Source organism: Enterococcus malodoratus ATCC 43197 (genome assembly GCF_000407185.1).
GTDB lineage: Bacteria > Bacillota > Bacilli > Lactobacillales > Enterococcaceae > Enterococcus_A > Enterococcus_A malodoratus.
The window spans coordinates 543,094-560,626 of sequence record NZ_KE136481.1 but is presented as its reverse complement, the minus strand read 5'-3'; the positions used below and the strand labels follow the sequence as shown (position 1 = coordinate 560,626).

The window sequence follows — 17,533 nt, the reverse complement described above, 5'->3', positions numbered from 1 at the left end:
TAAATGATTGAGGTAGAAAAAATGATGAATAAGACAGTTCGCTATGATGAACATTTTTTAATGGAGGAGAAAGAGATCAAAGATTATGTTGCTGATCATTTAGATTCGTTTGATCATAAAGACCGATTAGTCGTTTCTGAAATTGGCGATGGCAATATCAACTACGTTCACCAAGTGCTAGACTCGATGACGGGCAAAACAGTCATTGTAAAGCAAGCAGATAAGTATTTACGTTCATCCGGGCGTTTACTTGACCTTTCTCGTAATCGAATTGAAGCTGAAATTTTAAAGATTCAAAGGGATCTGGCACCGGAATATATTCCAGAAGTCTATGATTATGATGAAACGATGGCTGCCCTGACAATGGAAAATATCTCTGATTACAAAAATATGCGCTATGAGCTGATTGATAAACAAATTTTTCCAAATTTCAGCGAAGAGATTTCTGATTTTCTCGCAAAGGTTCTAATTCCTACCACGGATCTGGTTTTGGGCAGTGCCGAAAAGAAAAATCGGGTAAAAGCTTTCACTAATAATGATATGTGCGATATTAGTGAAAATCTTGTACTGACAGAGCCTTATGATGACTACCGAAAACAAAATATTGTTACTCCGGGCAATGAAAAATTTGTCGAAACAAATTTGTATAACGATAAAAAGCTTCATGCAGAAGTGGCGGACCTTAGAAATAACTACATGAATAATGCTCAGGCACTGATACATGGAGATCTGCATACAGGATCTATTTTTATTAATCAGTCAGGCGTCAAAATTATTGATCCAGAATTTGCCTATTATGGTCCGATGGGGTACGACATCGGAAATGTTTTAGCACATTTATACTTCCCGCTAGTATTAAATCTTACAGCTGAATCGGCAGATGAAAAATTTACAGAATGGCTTCTGACAAGTATCAAAGAGACGTATGACAAGGTTCTAGAGAAACTATCTAACGTTTATGATGAGACTGTAAGTGTTGGTTTGTATCAAAATAAACTGTTCAAACAAAAATACCTTGCGGATGTAATGGCCGATACTGTGGGATACACCGGGACTGAAATTATTCGCCGCGTAGTAGGAGATTCTAAGGTAAAAGAGCTCGCGTTGATTCCTGAAGAAAAGAAAATTGAGGCCGAACGAATTTTAATCACTTCTGGCATTCAATTGATCAAAGAACGCGAAGCAATGACAGATGGACAATCTTTGATTGACGCTTTTATCAAATGTAAAGAAGGAATTTAGATGGAACGACAAGATTATACGATGCCCACATTGTTAAAATATGAAAATGTCGCCTGGTATGAAGACGGTAGCGTTCGAATCTTAGACCGCAGAATTTATCCAAGAGAAACAAGCTTTGTTGAATGTCATACGTATCAAGAGGTAGCTCAAGCGATTACCGATATGGTCACACAGAGTGCAGGCCCTTATACCGCGGCGGGAATGGGGATGGCTTTAGCTAGTTTTCAGAGTAGGAAATTGACTTTCAAAGATCGAATAGCCTATTTAGAAAAGGCAAGTGAAAAAATAGCGACGGCTCGACCAACTACCGCAAATCGCATGCGCTTGATTACAGAAAAATGTGTCGTTATTGGAAAAAAGGCCTTAGCAGAAGGAAACGATCCGACTGAAGCAATCAAACAAAATGCAATCGATTCGCTAAATCGTCGATATTTTAAAATGAATGTGGTTGCGAAATTTTTAATTGATAAAATCCCAGACAATGGCACAGTCTTAACACAATGTTTTGGTGAGACTATCATTGGCATGCTATTGAGAGAGGCGATCGAACAAAAGAAAACAATTAAATTCTTCTGCGCAGAAACACGGCCATATTTACAAGGCGCGAGATTAACAGCTAGTTGCTGTGCGGAAATGGGATTTGAAACGACGGTGATTTCTGACAATATGGTTGCTTATCTGCTAAGTTCACAACAAATTGATTTGTTTACTTCAGCAGCTGACACTATTGCTCAAGACGGACACATCGCCAACAAAGTCGGAACCTATCAAATCGCTTTATTGGCTAATCATTTTGGCGTACCTTATTTTGTCACAGGTATTCCTGACGCGGATAAGAAAGATAAAGCCAGCATAAAAATTGAAATGCGAGACCCAGAACAAGTCATGGAGCTGAATGGGATTAAGCATACCTTAGAAGGTGTGGATGCCATCTATCCTTCATTTGATGTTACGCCGCCGGAATTAATCGGAGCCATCGTGACGGATCAGGGCTTTTATTCACCCTATGATTTAGAAAGTTATTTCAAGAAAAATAAAACAAATAATTTCTATTAAAGGGAAGGAAACTGATGAGTAAACTTAAAGAAAGTTTTGTGATGCGGGACGAAGAAAATCAATTACTAGATAACACTTGTCTAGAAGTGATGGACGCTTTTGGGAAAGTTCATGGAGCAGTGATGAAGGACGGTGTTCTCTCAAGAAAGAATAAGTCTTTAATGGCTTTGGGGATCGCTATATGTGTCCGCTGCGACGGATGTATGTTTTCTCATGTTGAGTCGGCTGTTCTGTTAGGCGCTTCGATGAATGAGATTGCCGAAACAGTGGAAGTGGCCATTTTAATGGGCGGAGGTCCTTCTACTGTTTTTGGGCGGAGAGCACTCAAGGCAGCAGAAGAACTTTTATCATAGATAATCGTTCGAGCTCTCTTTTTAAACGGAATTAGCTGTTGTCCAAAAATGAACAAAGACCATTTTTTAACTATAGGACAGGAAATGAAGTTTTCTTATTCAAACATAAAAGTACCTAAACCATTTTCTCAATTAGAAAATAGGGCTAGGTACTTTTATTGATATTGGGTTTCAATAATGATCATCATTATTCACAATCTCATATTTAATTCCGTCTGGATCATTGAAAAAAACGGCATAGTAGTTTGGACCATGCTGAGGGAAAATCTGTGGTTCATCCAAAATTTCAGCGCCGAGCTCAAGAACTTTTTGATAGATACGATCAACTTCGGTTCTAGAGGAGGCTCTAAAGGCGATATGATGGATCGCTCCAGGTTTTCTTCGATGTACAGTGTCGTTTTCAAAAGGTTTCAGCGCGGAACAGATGCCGAAATCATAGGAGCCGTCGAGGTATTCGATAACATTCATATCCAATTCTGCTAAATAAACTTTGATTTTTTTCTTCAAATCAAAACCTAAAGCTTCCATCAGTCCATCGTAAAATGACTCAACTTCATTAATATCCTTCACTGTAACTTGCATATGATCGATCTTCATCGGTAATACCATTCCTAATCCGCCTTTCTAAAAAAATCCTATTATATTTTCCAATAGGTCGTTCCATCAACGGTTCGACCCAAGATTCCATATTCGATGAGATAACGTCTGATCGTCACATAATCTGTGAACATTTCAGAAATGATTGCATTGATTTCCTTTTCTGTATAGTGCCTTTCAGGAACAAAATTTTCGGCCAATTTTTGAATCAGAATAATCCGCTTCTTTTCCTTTTTTGGAATTTGTGTGGCTCTTCCTTGATCGTCAAGAAAAACATTGAAGACTTTTTCTCTTTCCTTTTTAGTGGATACAAATCGTTCATCGGAATCAATTAAGGAGTTCGCGGCAAAATTACTCTGTTCCTTTTCATCGATCGACTCTAGCAGGGCCAATAAAATTTTTGCCTGACGCTTCTTCTCCTTAAATTTAAAGCGGTGATTTCTTACAGCGGAAGTTGTGATGTTCAACTGCTCCGCGATTTCTTGATCATCGATCCCTTTAGAAAATAAGTTCAAAAAGTTCTTTTGCGTATCGCTTAAACCCGTTTGATTTTTATCGAGGTTCAGCAGCGCGTTAAATGAACCGTCATGCTCATGTTTTAAATGATAGATCATCGCGCCTTCAGCTCGCGCCATCTGACTGTTTGAGCCATTAATTGGATACACGAAACGGTCATCAAACGTTTGATCGCAATACAAACATTGAAAAAGAAAATCGCCTTTTTTTGAATAGCCCTTTTTAATCTCTTCAATCATCAATTCATTTTCCATAATATTCCCTCCGTTAATTCTATACTAACATATTACGTTATCGTTAGCAAATTAGGTTGCATAATCCATTTTTAGTTTAATTGATTTTGTTTTTCTTTTCCTTGACCTTCACGCGGCGTCAACCCTTATGATGAAGGACAAGGAGGAGATGACTATGAACGAATTTAAGGTAACGCTCGTTGATTCGTTGGCGTTTTATCAAAAATGTCTTCGCGAATCTGTCGACGAGAATGTGTTTCGTTATGAAATGATGCAGCCGCTGGAAGGAATGTGGCAGTATTTAAATGCACCGCTTTTTCCGAAAACACCAGGGGGATACGATGTGGTGATGGCGTCAGAAATGATGGGAATTTGGACACCGCGCAAAAGTATTGATTTGATTGAGTCAAAAATTGAACCATTAAGAAGAACCAATATATTTTCTGAGTATCAGCAAGTGTTCAAAGAAAGTGCGCAACGTTTTAGTGAGATCGGCTATCAGATTCCAGTCGATGAGTTTATCGCGAACATTTTATTAGGTGATCCGGAAAACGGTGTATTGATGGCAAGTGAAGGGTATAGCGGATTTGGCGGGATACCGGGATATATTATGCTGCTGGTCGTCCCGAATGACTTTAATCAAACAAGATTGAAATCAGCCTTGGCTCATGAGTTCAATCATAATGTTCGTTTTACCTATGAACCTTTCAATCATGGAGATGTCAGCGTGGAGGATTATTTAGTTATTGAAGGGTTAGCCGAAGTTTTTGCGGAAGATTTATATGGAGTTGATCAGCGCGGTCCGTGGGTGCAGGAATACGATGCGGAGGAACTGGCATATACGATCGAAGTAATGAAAGATGGACGTGAGGCCAGAGGATTTGATCAGGTATCGGCTTATATGTATGGCGATGAAGTCGCGAAAGAGCAGGGATATTCACCAGTCGGTCTTTCAAGAAATGCCGGCTATACGATCGGCTATCATGTGGTAAAAGCGTATCTTAAAAATACTGGCAAAACAATCGCAGAAGCAACTGTGACTCCTAGTAAAACAATCGTAAAAGAATCAAGAATATTTGATGAATGATCGGCGACCGGTTAAATAGCAGTCGTTTTTTATAAATAGGTATGCTATACTTTTATCAATTGAATGACACTAGGGGTGCTTTTGAAGCTGAGATTATACCCATTGAACCTGAAACAGTTAGGACTGGCGCAGGGAATGTGTAATGTTAAGAAATTTGTACCCGACCGCTTATTTGTGGCCGGGTTTTCTTATTGTCTGTCTATTTTAGGCATAGAGCCTCCTGCTCATTCTACTAAGAATCAAGGAGGTTTTTTATGTTGCATTAAAAAGTAGTTGTTTGTTTTTGATAGGTTTTAAGAAGGGAGAATAGGCATGACATTTACAGAATTGGCAAGAAAAGAAGCGGCATATTATTGGGAGGCGAGTTTTGAGCATCCCTTTGTTCAATCACTAGCGACGGGAGATTTAGCACCGGAGATTTTCCGCTATTATTTGCTGCAAGATCGTTATTACCTTGAACATTTTAGCAAGCTTTATAGCTATATCGCAGAACAGACGAAGGACGAAGAGGTTCAGGCACAATTGCGAGAAAATGCGGAACATCTTAAGTTAGGCGAGATGGCCATCCGGGAAGAATTCTTTTCAGAATTAGCGATTGACGAAAAAGAAATTCAGGAAACACCAATTGCGCCAACGGCTTATCACTATGTTTCTCATATGTATCGGCAACTGATCGACGGCACGGCAAATACGGCTTTTGCGGGAATGCTGCCGTGTGCGTGGCTTTATCAAGAGATTGGTGTTCGCCTGATTGAGTCAGGTTCACCGCACCCTCTGTATCAGCGATGGATCGAAACCTATGCTGGTGAAGACGCTGCCGAAGGGATCAAAAAGGAACGTGCTCTCTTAGATCGTTTATACGAGGAAAGTCCAAAAGAGGAGCAGCAAAAAATGATCGACGCCTTTGTGATCAGCAGTAAAATGGAATACGCATTTTGGGAAATGGCTGCGAAGTTAGAAAAATGGTAGATCGAAGAAGATCGTTCGAATAAGAACGGTCTTTTTTCTTTTTCTTAATTGTCAAATTAAGTTAGACAAATCATCAATACTTACGTAACTCAAAAATACTTCCAAAGGTGTTCGATAATCCAGTGATTTTCTAGGAATATTATTTCGTTTAGATGTGACAGATTGAATAAAAGATTCATCTACTGAATTGAAATCCATAGATTTCAATAAACCATCTCTACGTAACAATCCGTTAGAATTCTCGTTTAGGCCTCTTTGAGACGGCGTTCCTGGATCAGCGAAATAAATGGCAATATCATTGGCATTACTGATTTGTTTCCAATTTGAAAATTCCTTTCCACAATCAAAAGTGATGGATTTGAATAGATTTTTCGGTACAGATTCAAACCAATGATTTAATTTTTTTTCAATATCAATCGCTTGTCTACCACACGGTTTCAATGTGATGATAACTTTTGATAATCGTTCAACTAAGGTAATTACAGCACTTTTATGTTTCAGACCTACGATAGTGTCACCTTCAAGGTGACCAAACTCATTTGAGAATTGGCTATAATCTTTTTCACGTTCATGAATAGAGCGGCGGAAAGCTTGTTTTCCACGCCTTTCTTGATGTCCATTCGGTTTACGCTTGCCTTTCATCGGTAAGTCAGAAGGATTAAATAGCCCCTTTTTGAACATACGATAAATGGTACGAGCAGAACAACGAATAGGAAACGCTGCACGACCAACAATCACATCGGGTGTCCATCCTTGAACAACCTTTCTTTGAATATATTCTGATTGTTCCTCGGGTAAAACAAGCGGGCGTCTACCACAGTTTGATTTGTTTTTCTTATACTGTTGATAGTATTCTAAGGCTGATTTTCCTTGCTTGAAGAATAGGTATACTTTATGGATCGTTTGTCTTGAACGATTCAAGCAATGCGCAGTTTTCGCAACAGATTGATTTATTTTGAAATAAGACTCTATCATTACAAGTTCATCCGTTGTAAGATGGGTATAGGTCATTTGTACTCACTCCTTATAATTCTTTGGTCAGAACTATTTTGAGTGTAGCACAAATGGCTTTTTTAGTTGTCTAGCTTAATTTTACAATCGGCGTTTTATAAAAAGTAATTGACAGAGAATGATAGTCCTATGATAGAATGCAAGTAATCACTTGCATTTATTAGGAGGCGTGTAAAATGATTTCGGGAGCTGAATTGGTTGTTAAGGCATTAGTAAATGAGAAGGTTGAAGTTTGTTTTGCTTATCCAGGTGGACAGGCGATTGATTTGTTTGATGCACTTTATCAGCGGGAAGAATTTCGAGTAGTATTGCCAAGGCATGAGCTGGGACTGATCCATGCCGCTGATGGTTATGCCCGTTCAACAGGAAAAGTCGGCGTTTGTATGGTCACAAGTGGACCGGGGGCGACTAACTTAATCACAGGAATTGCGACAGCCGGGTATGATTCTTCACCTTTGGTTTGTATTACCGGACAGGTTTCGACACATCTGATTGGGAAGGACGCTTTTCAAGAGGTCGATATGGTTGGAATCAGCCGGTCAATAGCCAAATATGCGGTTACTGTCAAAAAAAGAGAGGAACTTGGCACAATTCTGAAAAAGGCCTTTGTGATCGCACAATCAGGAAAACCAGGAGTCGTTGTGGTAGATATCCCTAAAAACGTTCAACAAGAGCTTGGTTCAGAAGAATATCCAGAAACGGTCACGATTCGCGGCGGCCAGAAAATACAGGAAATCCCGACCAGTGAAATCAAATCTGTTGTCGGACTATTAAACAATGCAAAAAAGCCAGTCCTGCTCGTTGGAGGCGGTGTGCATCGTGGAAAGGCCCACAAAGAATTAATGGATTTTGTTGAAAAAAGCGGAATCCCCGTTGTTACTACGATCATGGGAAAAGGTGCGCTGCCTAGTAACCATCCAAGTTACATTGGCAACGTAGGAATTCATGGAAGCTATGCCGCAAATCAAGCAATCATAAATAGTGATGTCCTCTTTGCTCTTGGCACGCGTTTGAACGACCGTGTGACAGGAAATCCAGCGAACTTCTGTCGTTCAACTAAGCTGATTCATCTGGATATTGATCCTGCGATCATAGACAAAAACGTGGATGCTTCAATCAGAATGGTCGGCAATATAAAAACTGTTTTACCAAAGATCACCGAATCGCTGAATGTTAAGGATCACAATTGCTGGCTGCAAGAAGTAAAAAAAATGGACGGATCCGTTCCAGTTCACATGAAAGAAAAAGGATTGACACCAGAAATCATTATCAAGAAAATCAATCAACATTTTACAAACGCCATCGTTGTAACCGATGTAGGGCAGAATCAACTTTGGACGACGCAATTTCTTGAAGTGACTAAAGATAGACAATTATTGACTTCAGGCGGGTTAGGGACAATGGGATTCGGTTTTCCCGCTTCCATCGGAGCAAAATTAGGAAATCCAGGAATGGATGTTCTAACGATCACTGGCGATGGCGGATTTCAAATGAATCTGCAAGAACTTGCCACGACAATGCTGGAAAAAATCCCAATCATTGTTTGTATTTTCAACAATGGTTGCTTGGGCAATGTCAGACAATGGCAGGAGATGTTCTATGATAAACGCTATTCTTATACCATGCTAAAAGAGGAGACGTCACAGTATGTTCCTGATTTCGTTGCGTTAGCCCACAGTTATGGCGCTGAAGGTCATAAAATAACCAGAATAGAAGCAATTGATGAAGCCTTCAATCAAGCGAAAGCGGTCAAGGAGAAAACAGTGGTTTTGGAATTCATGCTGGAGACAGAGCAAAAAGTTCTGCCGATTGTTGCACCGGGTCAAAGTTTAAAGGAAATGATTATTTATGAGTAAAACTGAACAGAGATGGTTGAGTGTGTATGTTGAAAATGAAATAGGGGTATTGGCAAGGGTTTCTGGATTATTTTCGGGAAAATTGTATAATTTAAATAGCTTAACTGTCGGAGAAACCGAATCTGCGGATACCTCTCGCATGACGATTAGCCTCTACAGCGATGATCGAACCTTTAAACAGGTTAAACACCAGCTTCGTAATATGATCGAAGTGATTCAGGTGATCGATTATACAGCTATCCCGATTCATGCCAAAGAAGTCATGTATCTAAAGCTTAATTATTCCGAGAAAATAAAAAAGAAACTGGCTTTAATACAAAAAGATCGCAACTTTTCGATGATTGATCAATCTGACGAGGAACTCCTGATTGAGAGTATCGTTAGTGAGAAAGAAAATAATGAGTTGATCGACTGTATTCACGATTTTGTCTCAAAGGAATTTGAAGTAATTCGCGGCGGGAGTGTGGCAATTTCTAGTCTTACAAAGGAGTAAAAATAGTTGTATGAAAAATACTCGGACCAATATTATGGCCGCGACAAAGAAACTGATCGTGGAAAAAGGCTACAGCGATATGACGACGAAGGATATCGCAAAAGAAGCTAATGTCAATGAAGCCACGCTGTTTCGCCAATTTGGCAGTAAAAAAGAATTATTGCTGGCGACATTACGAGAAGCAGATTGGATTCCTTCAGTAAGCAGTGATATTTCTGACCAGTTTCAATGGGATTTAGCGAAGGATTTGCGTGTAATTATGGCGGACTATTTTGAACAGGTAACACCAGAAATTGTTCGATTCTCATTAGGGCTTCGCGCACAGGATATTTATCAGGAAACAATGCCTTATGTGGACAAAATTCCAACGGCCTTTGTTCAACTGTTAGAAGATTATTTACGTGCGATGGAAGAAAGAGAAAAACTTCAGATCAGTGATGCTAAAGCGTCTGCTGAGGTTATTTTCTCCAGTATGATCGGTTTTGCCTTTTTACATGCTTACTCCAATAAGAAACAGTACCAAATAGAAGCAGAGCACTTTATTTCTCAGGCTGTTTCCCAATTTGTTGAAGGCTTAAATGAACAAAACGTTTGAGTATCACTTCTCCGATCAATGGAAAAGCGTATATTCAAACGTTTTTTTGCTATAATAAGTTAATCCAAAGAAATATTTTTTAAAAGAGCACGAATTTTTTGTTTCAACAGTTTCGTCCTGGTTGGATTTTCGCCTGCTGTCGTTAGAGCGATTCCGAAGTCTTTTTCTTTTATAAATGCCATATTAAAAAAATTGCTGTTTTGTTGCTTCGTTGTATCATTCACCAGCTGCCGAGGAGTAGTTTCATTTAAAATAACTCGATTCACCGCTTGATTATCTGTACAAATAAAAATAACTTGAAAACCAGCTGTATCGCCATATTGAAAGGACCGTTCTCGTAAAATGACAGAACCGTTCCTTTTAGCATTCAACAATGTCTCCGAAAATTTCGGCGCTATTACAGTTGGTTTTGCACCTGCCTCAATCAATCCGCAAGCTTTTCGGGTGGCAATTTTTCCGCCGCCAATCACTAGGACCGAAAACTGCTTGATATCGATCAAAATGGGGTACATGTTTTCCCTCCTTTACCAATCAAGATCCAATCACCGATTGTCTCCATTCTGTTTTGAAAGTAGCATCAACGCTTTCTTTTGTTCAAATCGAAAATAGATAAAATGTGAAAGGATACCAAAGAATACTGGTCCTAAAAGCAATGTAGAAAAATTCAGGTAATTTCCTAATTTCAAAGGCTCGTAAATTTGAAAGGCAATTGCGACAAAGATACAAACACATACACTGATAGACAGGCTGTAGTTCAAATAGTTATTTTTGATAATTAACGAGGATGGTTGGATAACTCTTTTTTTGATAGAAAAAGGAAAACTGGCAGCAACAATAAAGTATGGGATTGCTCTTGAAACATTGGTCATATAAGTTAATTGATTAAACAATTCAGACAAAAAGGTATTGCTGAAAGAAAGCAGACCAATAAATACTGAGATGAGAATTGCTTGAATCCAAAGAGCATTTTCGGGCATTTGATTGCTATTTAGTGCCGAGAATTTTGGCCAAAATACTTTAGGCGTACTTTTGATCAAACTCTTTAATGGACCATAACTAATAGAACTAAGTAGGCTGATATAGGCCAGTCCCATCGTCAAGGCAGTATAGCGAATAAAAATTTGCGATAACAGATAGGTATGTTTAGCAGATAGATTGAAACTAACGGCTAACGTTTTTGCCAACTGGTCCATGACACCGTACATTAAATTTCCGAGGTGAAGAGAAGTAGTATTTCGCAAGCCTTCAATATTATTCGCACAGCTCCAAATGATGATACCGCTAACATATAATAATAACACGACAAACGAACTGATGATTACCGCTCGCGGAAATCTGGTTCGGCTTTTTTTTGTTTTGTCAGCAAGACTTGCGATAGTATCCAAACCACCAAAGGCAGTAATTGAAAAAATGAAAAAGGGCAGTTGAGACAATAATCGGTTGGAAGACTCTTGGAAAAAGCTTGGAATGGAGACACTGTGATGGATATTTATCCATACTTGAGCGGGATCTCTTACGATCAAGATCAGATTTCCTGCTAATGAAAGCACCAGCAAACCAACCATCGCATAGCCGCTGATATGCAAAAATCTAAAAATTACTTGAAACCCGCGTTTGTTCATCCAAGTGATAAAAAGCACTGCCAGAACTGAAAGCAGCGCCAACCAAAATTGCGGAGAAAATCCCAACCAGTCAATTGTTGCCGTTCTATCTTTTCCGAAAATAAGAATGGAGAGGGGAATCAGAATCTTCATGAATAAGCTGATCATCCAAATAAAATAACTACTATACCACAAAAAAACAGTTGTAAAAGCCGCTTTTGGAGAAAGCGATTCTTTCAGCCAATCATAGATTGCTCCTGAACGATGCGCGTATTTTTTTGTGTACTGGGCGACGATCAGAGCATAAGGAATAAAGTAAAAAAGCGCACTAATAAAAAACCAAATCAGTGATTGGCTTCCCAGCATAAAAAAGGCTGATATCATACTGGAAAATGAATATACGGTGTTTGTTATGATCAAGATCAAATTTTGCGAAGGGCCCTTTTTAGTCATTGTCCGCTCCTCGTAGTCGTTTTCTCCATCTTATTTTCTTTCAAAAAAAAAGACAAGAGTGTTTGTGAACAAAATGTGTTGATTTCTATAAAGAGGAGATCAGTTAAGTGAACGAAGAAGATTGATATATCAATGATTTTAAGATCGTAAAAGAAATTGATAACAATATCTTGCTTTGTTTTCTCCCAAAATAACAAAATTTGGCTATCCTTCATCAACACTTCCAACAATTTTTCTTTACCTGTTCAATTTTGATTGACTACTTGTTTATGAGCTATTTCAGATCAAGTCAAAAAGGTGATTTTAAGCCTGTTCTCTTTAAAAAATAGTAAAATTTTGTCCTCTCACTTTCAAAAATAGCACAATGTGGCTGTGTTGCCGCCGAAGGTCAAGTCTCACTGTAAACGTTTGCTATAATGATGAAAAGCGAATAACTAATAACTGTTCAAGGGAATTGAGGTGAGAATCCTCAACAGCCCCTTTCTACTGTATATGCGGATGAACTCTCAGAAAGCCACTTTTTAGGGAAGGCGAGAAAGTAAGTTGATGCAAAGTCAGGATACCTTGTTCAGGGATTAAAAATAATTGGATTGGGAAGATTATTTTGCTGACGCTTTATTTGTATCTTTGAACAAATAAAAAAACGCAGCGAGCCCATCTTTTGGACTCGCTGCGTTTATTTTTTTAAGGAGGAATGATGATGAAGCATTCAACAAAGAAATTGGCGACCTTGGCGATACTGCTAGCCCTCTGTGTGATTGGCGCGAACATCAAAATTTTAGGGTCAATTGCACTAGATTCATTTCCGGCATTTATTGGAGCCATTATTCTCGGACCATTTGCCGGGGCATTTTTAGGTTTCTTCGGACACATGATCTCTGCTTTACTGTCCGGCTTCCCAAATACTTTGCCTATTCATTTGATCATTGCTGTTTTGATGGGAGCATGCATGTTCTTCTACAGTTGGACACGCAGGAAATTGGCTAAAAACAAAATTGTCGCATCGGTAGTTTCTATGCTTGTCGGTTATATGATTAATGTCCCGTTAGATTTACTGCTGCTTTATCCATTAATGGGACCAGTTGTATTTATGCTTTTTGTCCCATTAACTGTCGCGACAGTCGTAAATTTGGGCTTATCTGAGGTTGTAATATTTGGAATTCCCCAAAAATATAAGGAAGCGATTTTCTTAAAATAATCAAGAATCGGAGTCGTTGTTATGGTAGTCAAGCATGGAGGAAATATTCAAGAAATCAGTGAAACTTATCAAAAGGATAAAAATAGCTTGATTGATTTTAGTGCAAATATTAATCCTTTAGGTATTCCCAAGGGGGTTAAAAAGGTTTTGAGCAAAGGAATAGAGGAGCTGATCCATTATCCTGATATTCGTTATCGTGCGTTAACTCAAGCGATCGCAAGCTTTCACGAGGTTTCGGAAGATTTTGTTTACCCAGCGAATGGTGCGGCTGAAGCGATATTTATGTTGGGAAAAACATTGAAGCTGGATAGATTACTTTTGCTTGCACCGACCTTTATGGAGTACGAAGCAGCTTTTGGACAGCAAAAGACAGAATTCTGCTATTTCAATTTGGAACAACATGATTTTCGATTGTCGCTTTCAGCGTTGCACCAATCTGCACAGCAGCAAAAGGTAAATGGAATTTGTCTTTGCAATCCTAATAATCCAACGGGGCAGTTGATAAAACAGTCTGAACTAGACGAACTACTAATATTTTGCCAAGAAAATGAACTGGTTCTGATCATTGATGAGGCATTTGTTGATTTCACGAAGGAAGAACATTCTCTTGTTTCGAAAATCAAAGACTATCCGAACTTATTTATTTTTCGTTCATTGACAAAAATGTTTGCGATTCCAGGATTGCGGCTAGGTTACTTACTGACTAGTGATTTATCGGTTTTAGCAGCGATCGAGGAGAAAACCGTTCCATGGCATATCAATACATTTGCCGATTTGGCAGGACAGCAAGCGTTGCAAGAAGATCAGTTTATTAAGGATAGCCAACAGTACATCACACAAGAACGGCAATTTTTAGTAAACGGTCTATCCAATTTTAAAGAGCTGGAAGTATTTCCCAGCCAGACGAATTTTCTGTTCTTTCTTTACCATGGTGCGGATTGCCTGCAAGCAGAAATGATTAAAAAAAATATTTTGATCAGAAATTGCAATAGCTTCAATGGATTAGACCATAAGTATTACCGAATAGCCGTTAAATCACGAACGGAGAACCAAATTTTACTTGATGCACTGGAGGCGATTTTATGCGAGTGACAGCTTCCTGCCCAGGATCATGCGGAGAGATCATTCAAGGTTGGCTCGGTGATTCTCAAAAACTAGTTAGTTATGGGATTGACTGCTTTTCGCGAGTAACGATTGATAATAAAGAACCTTTTGAGTCAGTCAAATCTAAGGCTCAAGAAGCAGTACAGCGAACTATGCTGCAATTGGATCTTCCAATCGAAAGAGTTTCGCTTACGATTGACTCGGACTTGCCAACTGCTAAAGGAATGGCCAGTAGTACGGCAGATATCGCTGCAACTTGCCAAGCAACGGCGGCCCATTTTGGAAAACAACTCTCGAGAGATGAAATTATAGCTATTTGTTTAGCGATTGAACGAACCGACAGTATCCTTTTTCCAACACTCACACTATTTGAGCAGAAGGATGGCACTGTAAGAGAGGCCAGCGGATGGGCACCGCATTTTTATGTAGTAGTTTTAGAGCCGGAAGAAACACTCGCCACAGAAACATTTCATTCAATGGAGAATGATCGATTATTTTACCAGCAGCGAGCCTGTTTTGCAGAAGTCTATCAACACTATTTGTTAGCAGTAAAAGAGAGATCACTGCAAAGATTAGGTGAGGCGGCCATGCAAAGTGCTTTATTGAATCAGAAAATTTTACCTAAACCGTATTTTTCAGAGCTGATAAAACTCCAGCAGCATTATCAATGGTTAGGGATAAACGTCGCTCACAGCGGTTCCGTTGTCGGGATAATGATTGAAACTTTAGAAGAAATTCCCGCCGTTTTAAAGACGATTAAACAGTCCAGCCTCAGCAGCTGGTATTCGAAAGTAAGTGTTCATCAAAGCTGCTACCAAGGCGTACAGCTGATAGAAGCGAGGGAAATCAATGAAAAAGCTGATGATTGCCGCAGTCTCCAGCGGCTCAGGAAAAACAACGATAACACTTGGTTTGATGAAGCTTCTGCAAAATCAAGGGTATCAAATTCAGCCTTATAAAGTTGGGCCCGATTATGTTGATACCGAATACCATACTCGGATTACTGGAACGCCCTCACGAAATTTGGATATGTTTTTGATTCAGGATAGCACTCGCTTGCAATCACTATTTGCAAAAGAGGCACAACATGCTGATATTTGTGTGATTGAAGGGGTGATGGGTCTTTTTGATGGATTGGGTGTAGACAAAGATTTTTGTTCTAGTGCCGGAATTGCCAAGCAGTTGAATTGTCCAGTCTTACTAGTGGTCAATGGTCAATCAGCATCGACATCGGTGGCAGCCGTTGTAAAGGGGTTCGCTGAGTTTGATCGAGCAGTAATGATTAGCGGGGTGATCATCAATAAGGTTGCCTCAGAAACGCATTATCAATTGATCAAAAAAGCTATAGAAACTTATACAGATGTTCCAGTTTTCGGTTACTTGAAGCGAGCAGAGGGTGTGGAATTGCCCTCAAGACAGCTAGGGTTGGTACCAGACAGAGAGATCAACGATGTAACAGAAAAGATTCAACAAGTAGCAGAATCCTTAGAGGAAACAGTTGATTTAAATAGTTTATTAGAAAAATTGCCAGACGAAAAAGTATTCTATCAGTCACCAAAATTTCCACAGTTCACTGGTCTCAAAGTGGCCTACGCATTAGATGAAGCATTTCATTTTTATTATCAGGACAACCTTGAGTTATTAACAGCATATGGTGTGGAGCTGATCCCTTTCAGTCCGCTGAGAGACCATCAACTACCGGAAGCTGATCTCTATTATTTTGGAGGCGGCTATCCTGAAGAATTCGCTCAACACCTTGCTGAGAATCACGAGATGCGAAAAAGCATCAAGGAAAAGCATGAACAAGGAGCGTTTATCCTGGCTGAGTGCGGAGGTCTGATGTATTTAGGCGATGGATTTAAAGATGCTGAACAGTTGTATCCAATGGTAGGGATTTTCGAAGGTGTCAGTGAGATGACTTCGAGACTTCAACGATTTGGATACTGTTATGGCGAGCTTGAACAAGATCTGTTAATCGGTAAAAAAGGCACAACTGTGGTTGGACATGAATTTCATCATTCGAGATTTGATAGTTTAGAGCCGACAATGTTGAAAATGACAAAAAAGCGCGATGGTGAGGTGGTAAAAAAATGGACGGGCGGCTATCAGAAAAAAAATACGTTTGGTAGCTATCTACATTTTCATTTTTATCAAAGTGAGAACTTTTTACAGAATCTACTAGAACAAGTGAGGAACGGACTATGATTCATTTGATTATTGCTGCGTTCTTACTGGATTTATTAATCGGGGATCCCTATAGTTGGCCGCATCCGATAAAAATTATCGGCAACTTTATCGCTTGGTTCCAGCAGAAGTTTACTAAAATGAAAAGCGAGCAGGAGAAATATCGATTGGGTATTGTTTTGTGGCTGATCACAGTGTTGGGATCAGGATTAGCAACCTACTGCCTTTTAAGGGTGAGTTTTCTAATGCATCCTTTTGTGGGAACACTTTGTTACATCTATTTAGCGTACACCACGTTGGCTGCCAAAAGTTTGTCATTGGAAGGGAAAAAGGTTTATCAAAAGCTGAAATATGACAGCTTAACCGATGCTCGAAAGCAGGTTGCAATGATCGTTGGAAGGGATACCGATGAATTAACGAAAGAAGAAATAACAAAAGCGACGATTGAAACTGTTGCAGAAAATACAAGCGATGGGGTGATTGCTCCCTTAATGTGCCTGTTTTTAGGAGGGCCTACTTTGGCGATGATGTACAAATCTGTCAATACGCTAGATTCAATGGTTGGGTATGTGACACCAAAATATAAAGCAATCGGCTGGTTCTCTGCAAAAATGGACGACTTATGGAATTTCATTCCTGCTCGTCTCACTTGGCTATATTTATTAGCAGCTACCAAACTGTTGCAGCTAAACACCACGAATGCTTGGCAAGTAGGGAAAACGGATTGCCGTAACCACAAAAGTCCAAATAGCGGCTATCCAGAAGCGGTTGTAGCAGGAGCATTAGGAATTCAATTAGGCGGAACGCATCTTTACCATGGAGTCGAAATATATAAACCGACTATTGGCGTACCTCTGCGTTCAGCAGAACCGGAGGATATCTTAACCGCCAATGCTTTATTATATACCACGGCCATTTTAAGTTTGATTGTATTCAGTATCATTGCCTTTATCAGCAACTATTACTTTTTTTGAGAAGAGGGGAA

18 protein-coding genes and 2 riboswitches are annotated in these 17,533 nt (G+C 39.4%); of the genes, 13 read left to right on the top strand and 5 right to left on the bottom strand.

Features of this window, described 5'->3' with window-relative positions:
- Window positions 1–21 precede the first annotated feature (21 nt).
- From mtnK to I585_RS02695, 3 genes are read left to right on the top strand one after another with little or no spacing between them, the layout of a single operon-like run.
- Window positions 22–1,242, top strand: coding sequence for an S-methyl-5-thioribose kinase (mtnK, locus tag I585_RS02705; protein WP_010739496.1), 1,221 nt, complete (start codon window positions 22–24; stop codon window positions 1,240–1,242).
- Complete coding sequence (locus I585_RS02700) at window positions 1,243–2,298, top strand: S-methyl-5-thioribose-1-phosphate isomerase (RefSeq protein WP_010739495.1); 1,056 nt, start codon at window positions 1,243–1,245, stop codon at window positions 2,296–2,298.
- A 14-nt stretch (window positions 2,299–2,312) separates the two neighbouring features.
- Window positions 2,313–2,651, top strand: a complete 339-nt coding sequence (locus I585_RS02695) for a carboxymuconolactone decarboxylase family protein (protein ID WP_010739494.1) — start codon at window positions 2,313–2,315, stop codon at window positions 2,649–2,651.
- 171 nt (window positions 2,652–2,822) lie between these two features.
- On the opposite strand, the gene I585_RS02690 is transcribed toward I585_RS02695, so the two are convergent.
- Both I585_RS02690 and I585_RS02685 read right to left on the bottom strand, forming a co-directional pair.
- Window positions 2,823–3,260, bottom strand: coding sequence for a VOC family protein (locus I585_RS02690; RefSeq protein WP_010739493.1), 438 nt, complete (start codon window positions 3,258–3,260; stop codon window positions 2,823–2,825).
- 29 nt (window positions 3,261–3,289) lie between these two features.
- Entirely contained in the window at window positions 3,290–4,018 is a 729-nt protein-coding gene (locus tag I585_RS02685) for a DUF2087 domain-containing protein (RefSeq protein WP_010739492.1), read from the bottom strand.
- A 154-nt stretch (window positions 4,019–4,172) separates the two neighbouring features.
- Here I585_RS02685 and I585_RS02680 point away from each other — a divergent pair, with 154 nt between their 5' ends.
- Both I585_RS02680 and tenA read left to right on the top strand, forming a co-directional pair.
- Window positions 4,173–5,084 carry a DUF2268 domain-containing putative Zn-dependent protease gene (locus I585_RS02680; RefSeq protein WP_010739491.1) on the top strand — a complete coding sequence of 304 codons (912 nt, stop codon included), beginning with the start codon at window positions 4,173–4,175 and terminating at the stop codon, window positions 5,082–5,084.
- A gap of 61 nt (window positions 5,085–5,145) precedes the next feature.
- A riboswitch (TPP riboswitch) is annotated at window positions 5,146–5,237 on the top strand.
- A 159-nt stretch (window positions 5,238–5,396) separates the two neighbouring features.
- The gene (gene tenA, locus I585_RS02675) at window positions 5,397–6,053 is read left to right on the top strand and encodes a thiaminase II (protein ID WP_010739490.1); all 657 of its coding nucleotides are present in this window, start codon (window positions 5,397–5,399) and stop codon (window positions 6,051–6,053) included.
- Between the two features lie 51 nt (window positions 6,054–6,104).
- Here the strand turns inward: tenA and I585_RS02670 are convergent, their stop codons facing one another.
- Window positions 6,105–7,064: an IS30 family transposase gene (locus I585_RS02670; protein ID WP_002330482.1), complete on the bottom strand. Its 960-nt coding sequence runs from the start codon at window positions 7,062–7,064 to the stop codon at window positions 6,105–6,107.
- A 176-nt stretch (window positions 7,065–7,240) separates the two neighbouring features.
- Between I585_RS02670 and ilvB the strand changes: the two genes are divergently transcribed.
- The 3 genes from ilvB to I585_RS02655 are packed head-to-tail and all read left to right on the top strand — an operon-like array spanning window position 7,241 to window position 10,008.
- Window positions 7,241–8,920 carry a biosynthetic-type acetolactate synthase large subunit gene (ilvB, locus tag I585_RS02665; protein WP_010739489.1) on the top strand — a complete coding sequence of 560 codons (1,680 nt, stop codon included), beginning with the start codon at window positions 7,241–7,243 and terminating at the stop codon, window positions 8,918–8,920.
- A complete protein-coding gene (gene ilvN, locus I585_RS02660; protein WP_010739488.1) occupies window positions 8,913–9,413 on the top strand; it encodes an acetolactate synthase small subunit in 501 nt (166 codons plus the stop codon). The genes ilvB and ilvN overlap by 8 nt, the downstream gene beginning before the upstream one ends.
- Before the next feature lie 10 nt (window positions 9,414–9,423).
- On the top strand, window positions 9,424–10,008 hold the full coding sequence (locus I585_RS02655; RefSeq protein WP_034708288.1) for a TetR/AcrR family transcriptional regulator: 585 nt from the start codon (window positions 9,424–9,426) through the stop codon (window positions 10,006–10,008).
- Window positions 10,009–10,067: 59 nt separating this feature from the next.
- Here the strand turns inward: I585_RS02655 and I585_RS02650 are convergent, their stop codons facing one another.
- Window positions 10,068–10,520, bottom strand: a complete 453-nt coding sequence (locus tag I585_RS02650; RefSeq protein WP_010739486.1) for a precorrin-2 dehydrogenase/sirohydrochlorin ferrochelatase family protein — start codon at window positions 10,518–10,520, stop codon at window positions 10,068–10,070.
- Between the two features lie 30 nt (window positions 10,521–10,550).
- On the bottom strand, window positions 10,551–12,062 hold the full coding sequence (locus I585_RS02645) for an amino acid permease (RefSeq protein ID WP_010739485.1): 1,512 nt from the start codon (window positions 12,060–12,062) through the stop codon (window positions 10,551–10,553).
- Window positions 12,063–12,450: 388 nt separating this feature from the next.
- Window positions 12,451–12,645: riboswitch (cobalamin riboswitch) on the top strand.
- A 114-nt stretch (window positions 12,646–12,759) separates the two neighbouring features.
- On the opposite strand from I585_RS02645, the gene I585_RS02635 reads away from it, so the two are divergent.
- The 5 genes from I585_RS02635 to cbiB are packed head-to-tail and all read left to right on the top strand — an operon-like array spanning window position 12,760 to window position 17,522.
- Complete coding sequence (locus I585_RS02635; protein ID WP_034708286.1) at window positions 12,760–13,260, top strand: ECF transporter S component; 501 nt, start codon at window positions 12,760–12,762, stop codon at window positions 13,258–13,260.
- Window positions 13,261–13,281: 21 nt separating this feature from the next.
- Window positions 13,282–14,352 carry a threonine-phosphate decarboxylase CobD gene (gene cobD / locus I585_RS02630; protein WP_010739482.1) on the top strand — a complete coding sequence of 357 codons (1,071 nt, stop codon included), beginning with the start codon at window positions 13,282–13,284 and terminating at the stop codon, window positions 14,350–14,352.
- Window positions 14,343–15,323: a GHMP family kinase ATP-binding protein gene (locus I585_RS02625; protein ID WP_010739481.1), complete on the top strand. Its 981-nt coding sequence runs from the start codon at window positions 14,343–14,345 to the stop codon at window positions 15,321–15,323. The genes cobD and I585_RS02625 overlap by 10 nt, the downstream gene beginning before the upstream one ends.
- Window positions 15,214–16,569, top strand: coding sequence for a cobyrinic acid a,c-diamide synthase CobB (locus tag I585_RS02620; protein ID WP_034708284.1), 1,356 nt, complete (start codon window positions 15,214–15,216; stop codon window positions 16,567–16,569). Before I585_RS02625 ends, I585_RS02620 begins: the two co-directional genes overlap by 110 nt.
- On the top strand, window positions 16,566–17,522 hold the full coding sequence (gene cbiB / locus I585_RS02615; protein WP_010739479.1) for an adenosylcobinamide-phosphate synthase CbiB: 957 nt from the start codon (window positions 16,566–16,568) through the stop codon (window positions 17,520–17,522). Before I585_RS02620 ends, cbiB begins: the two co-directional genes overlap by 4 nt.
- Window positions 17,523–17,533: the final 11 nt, after the last annotated feature.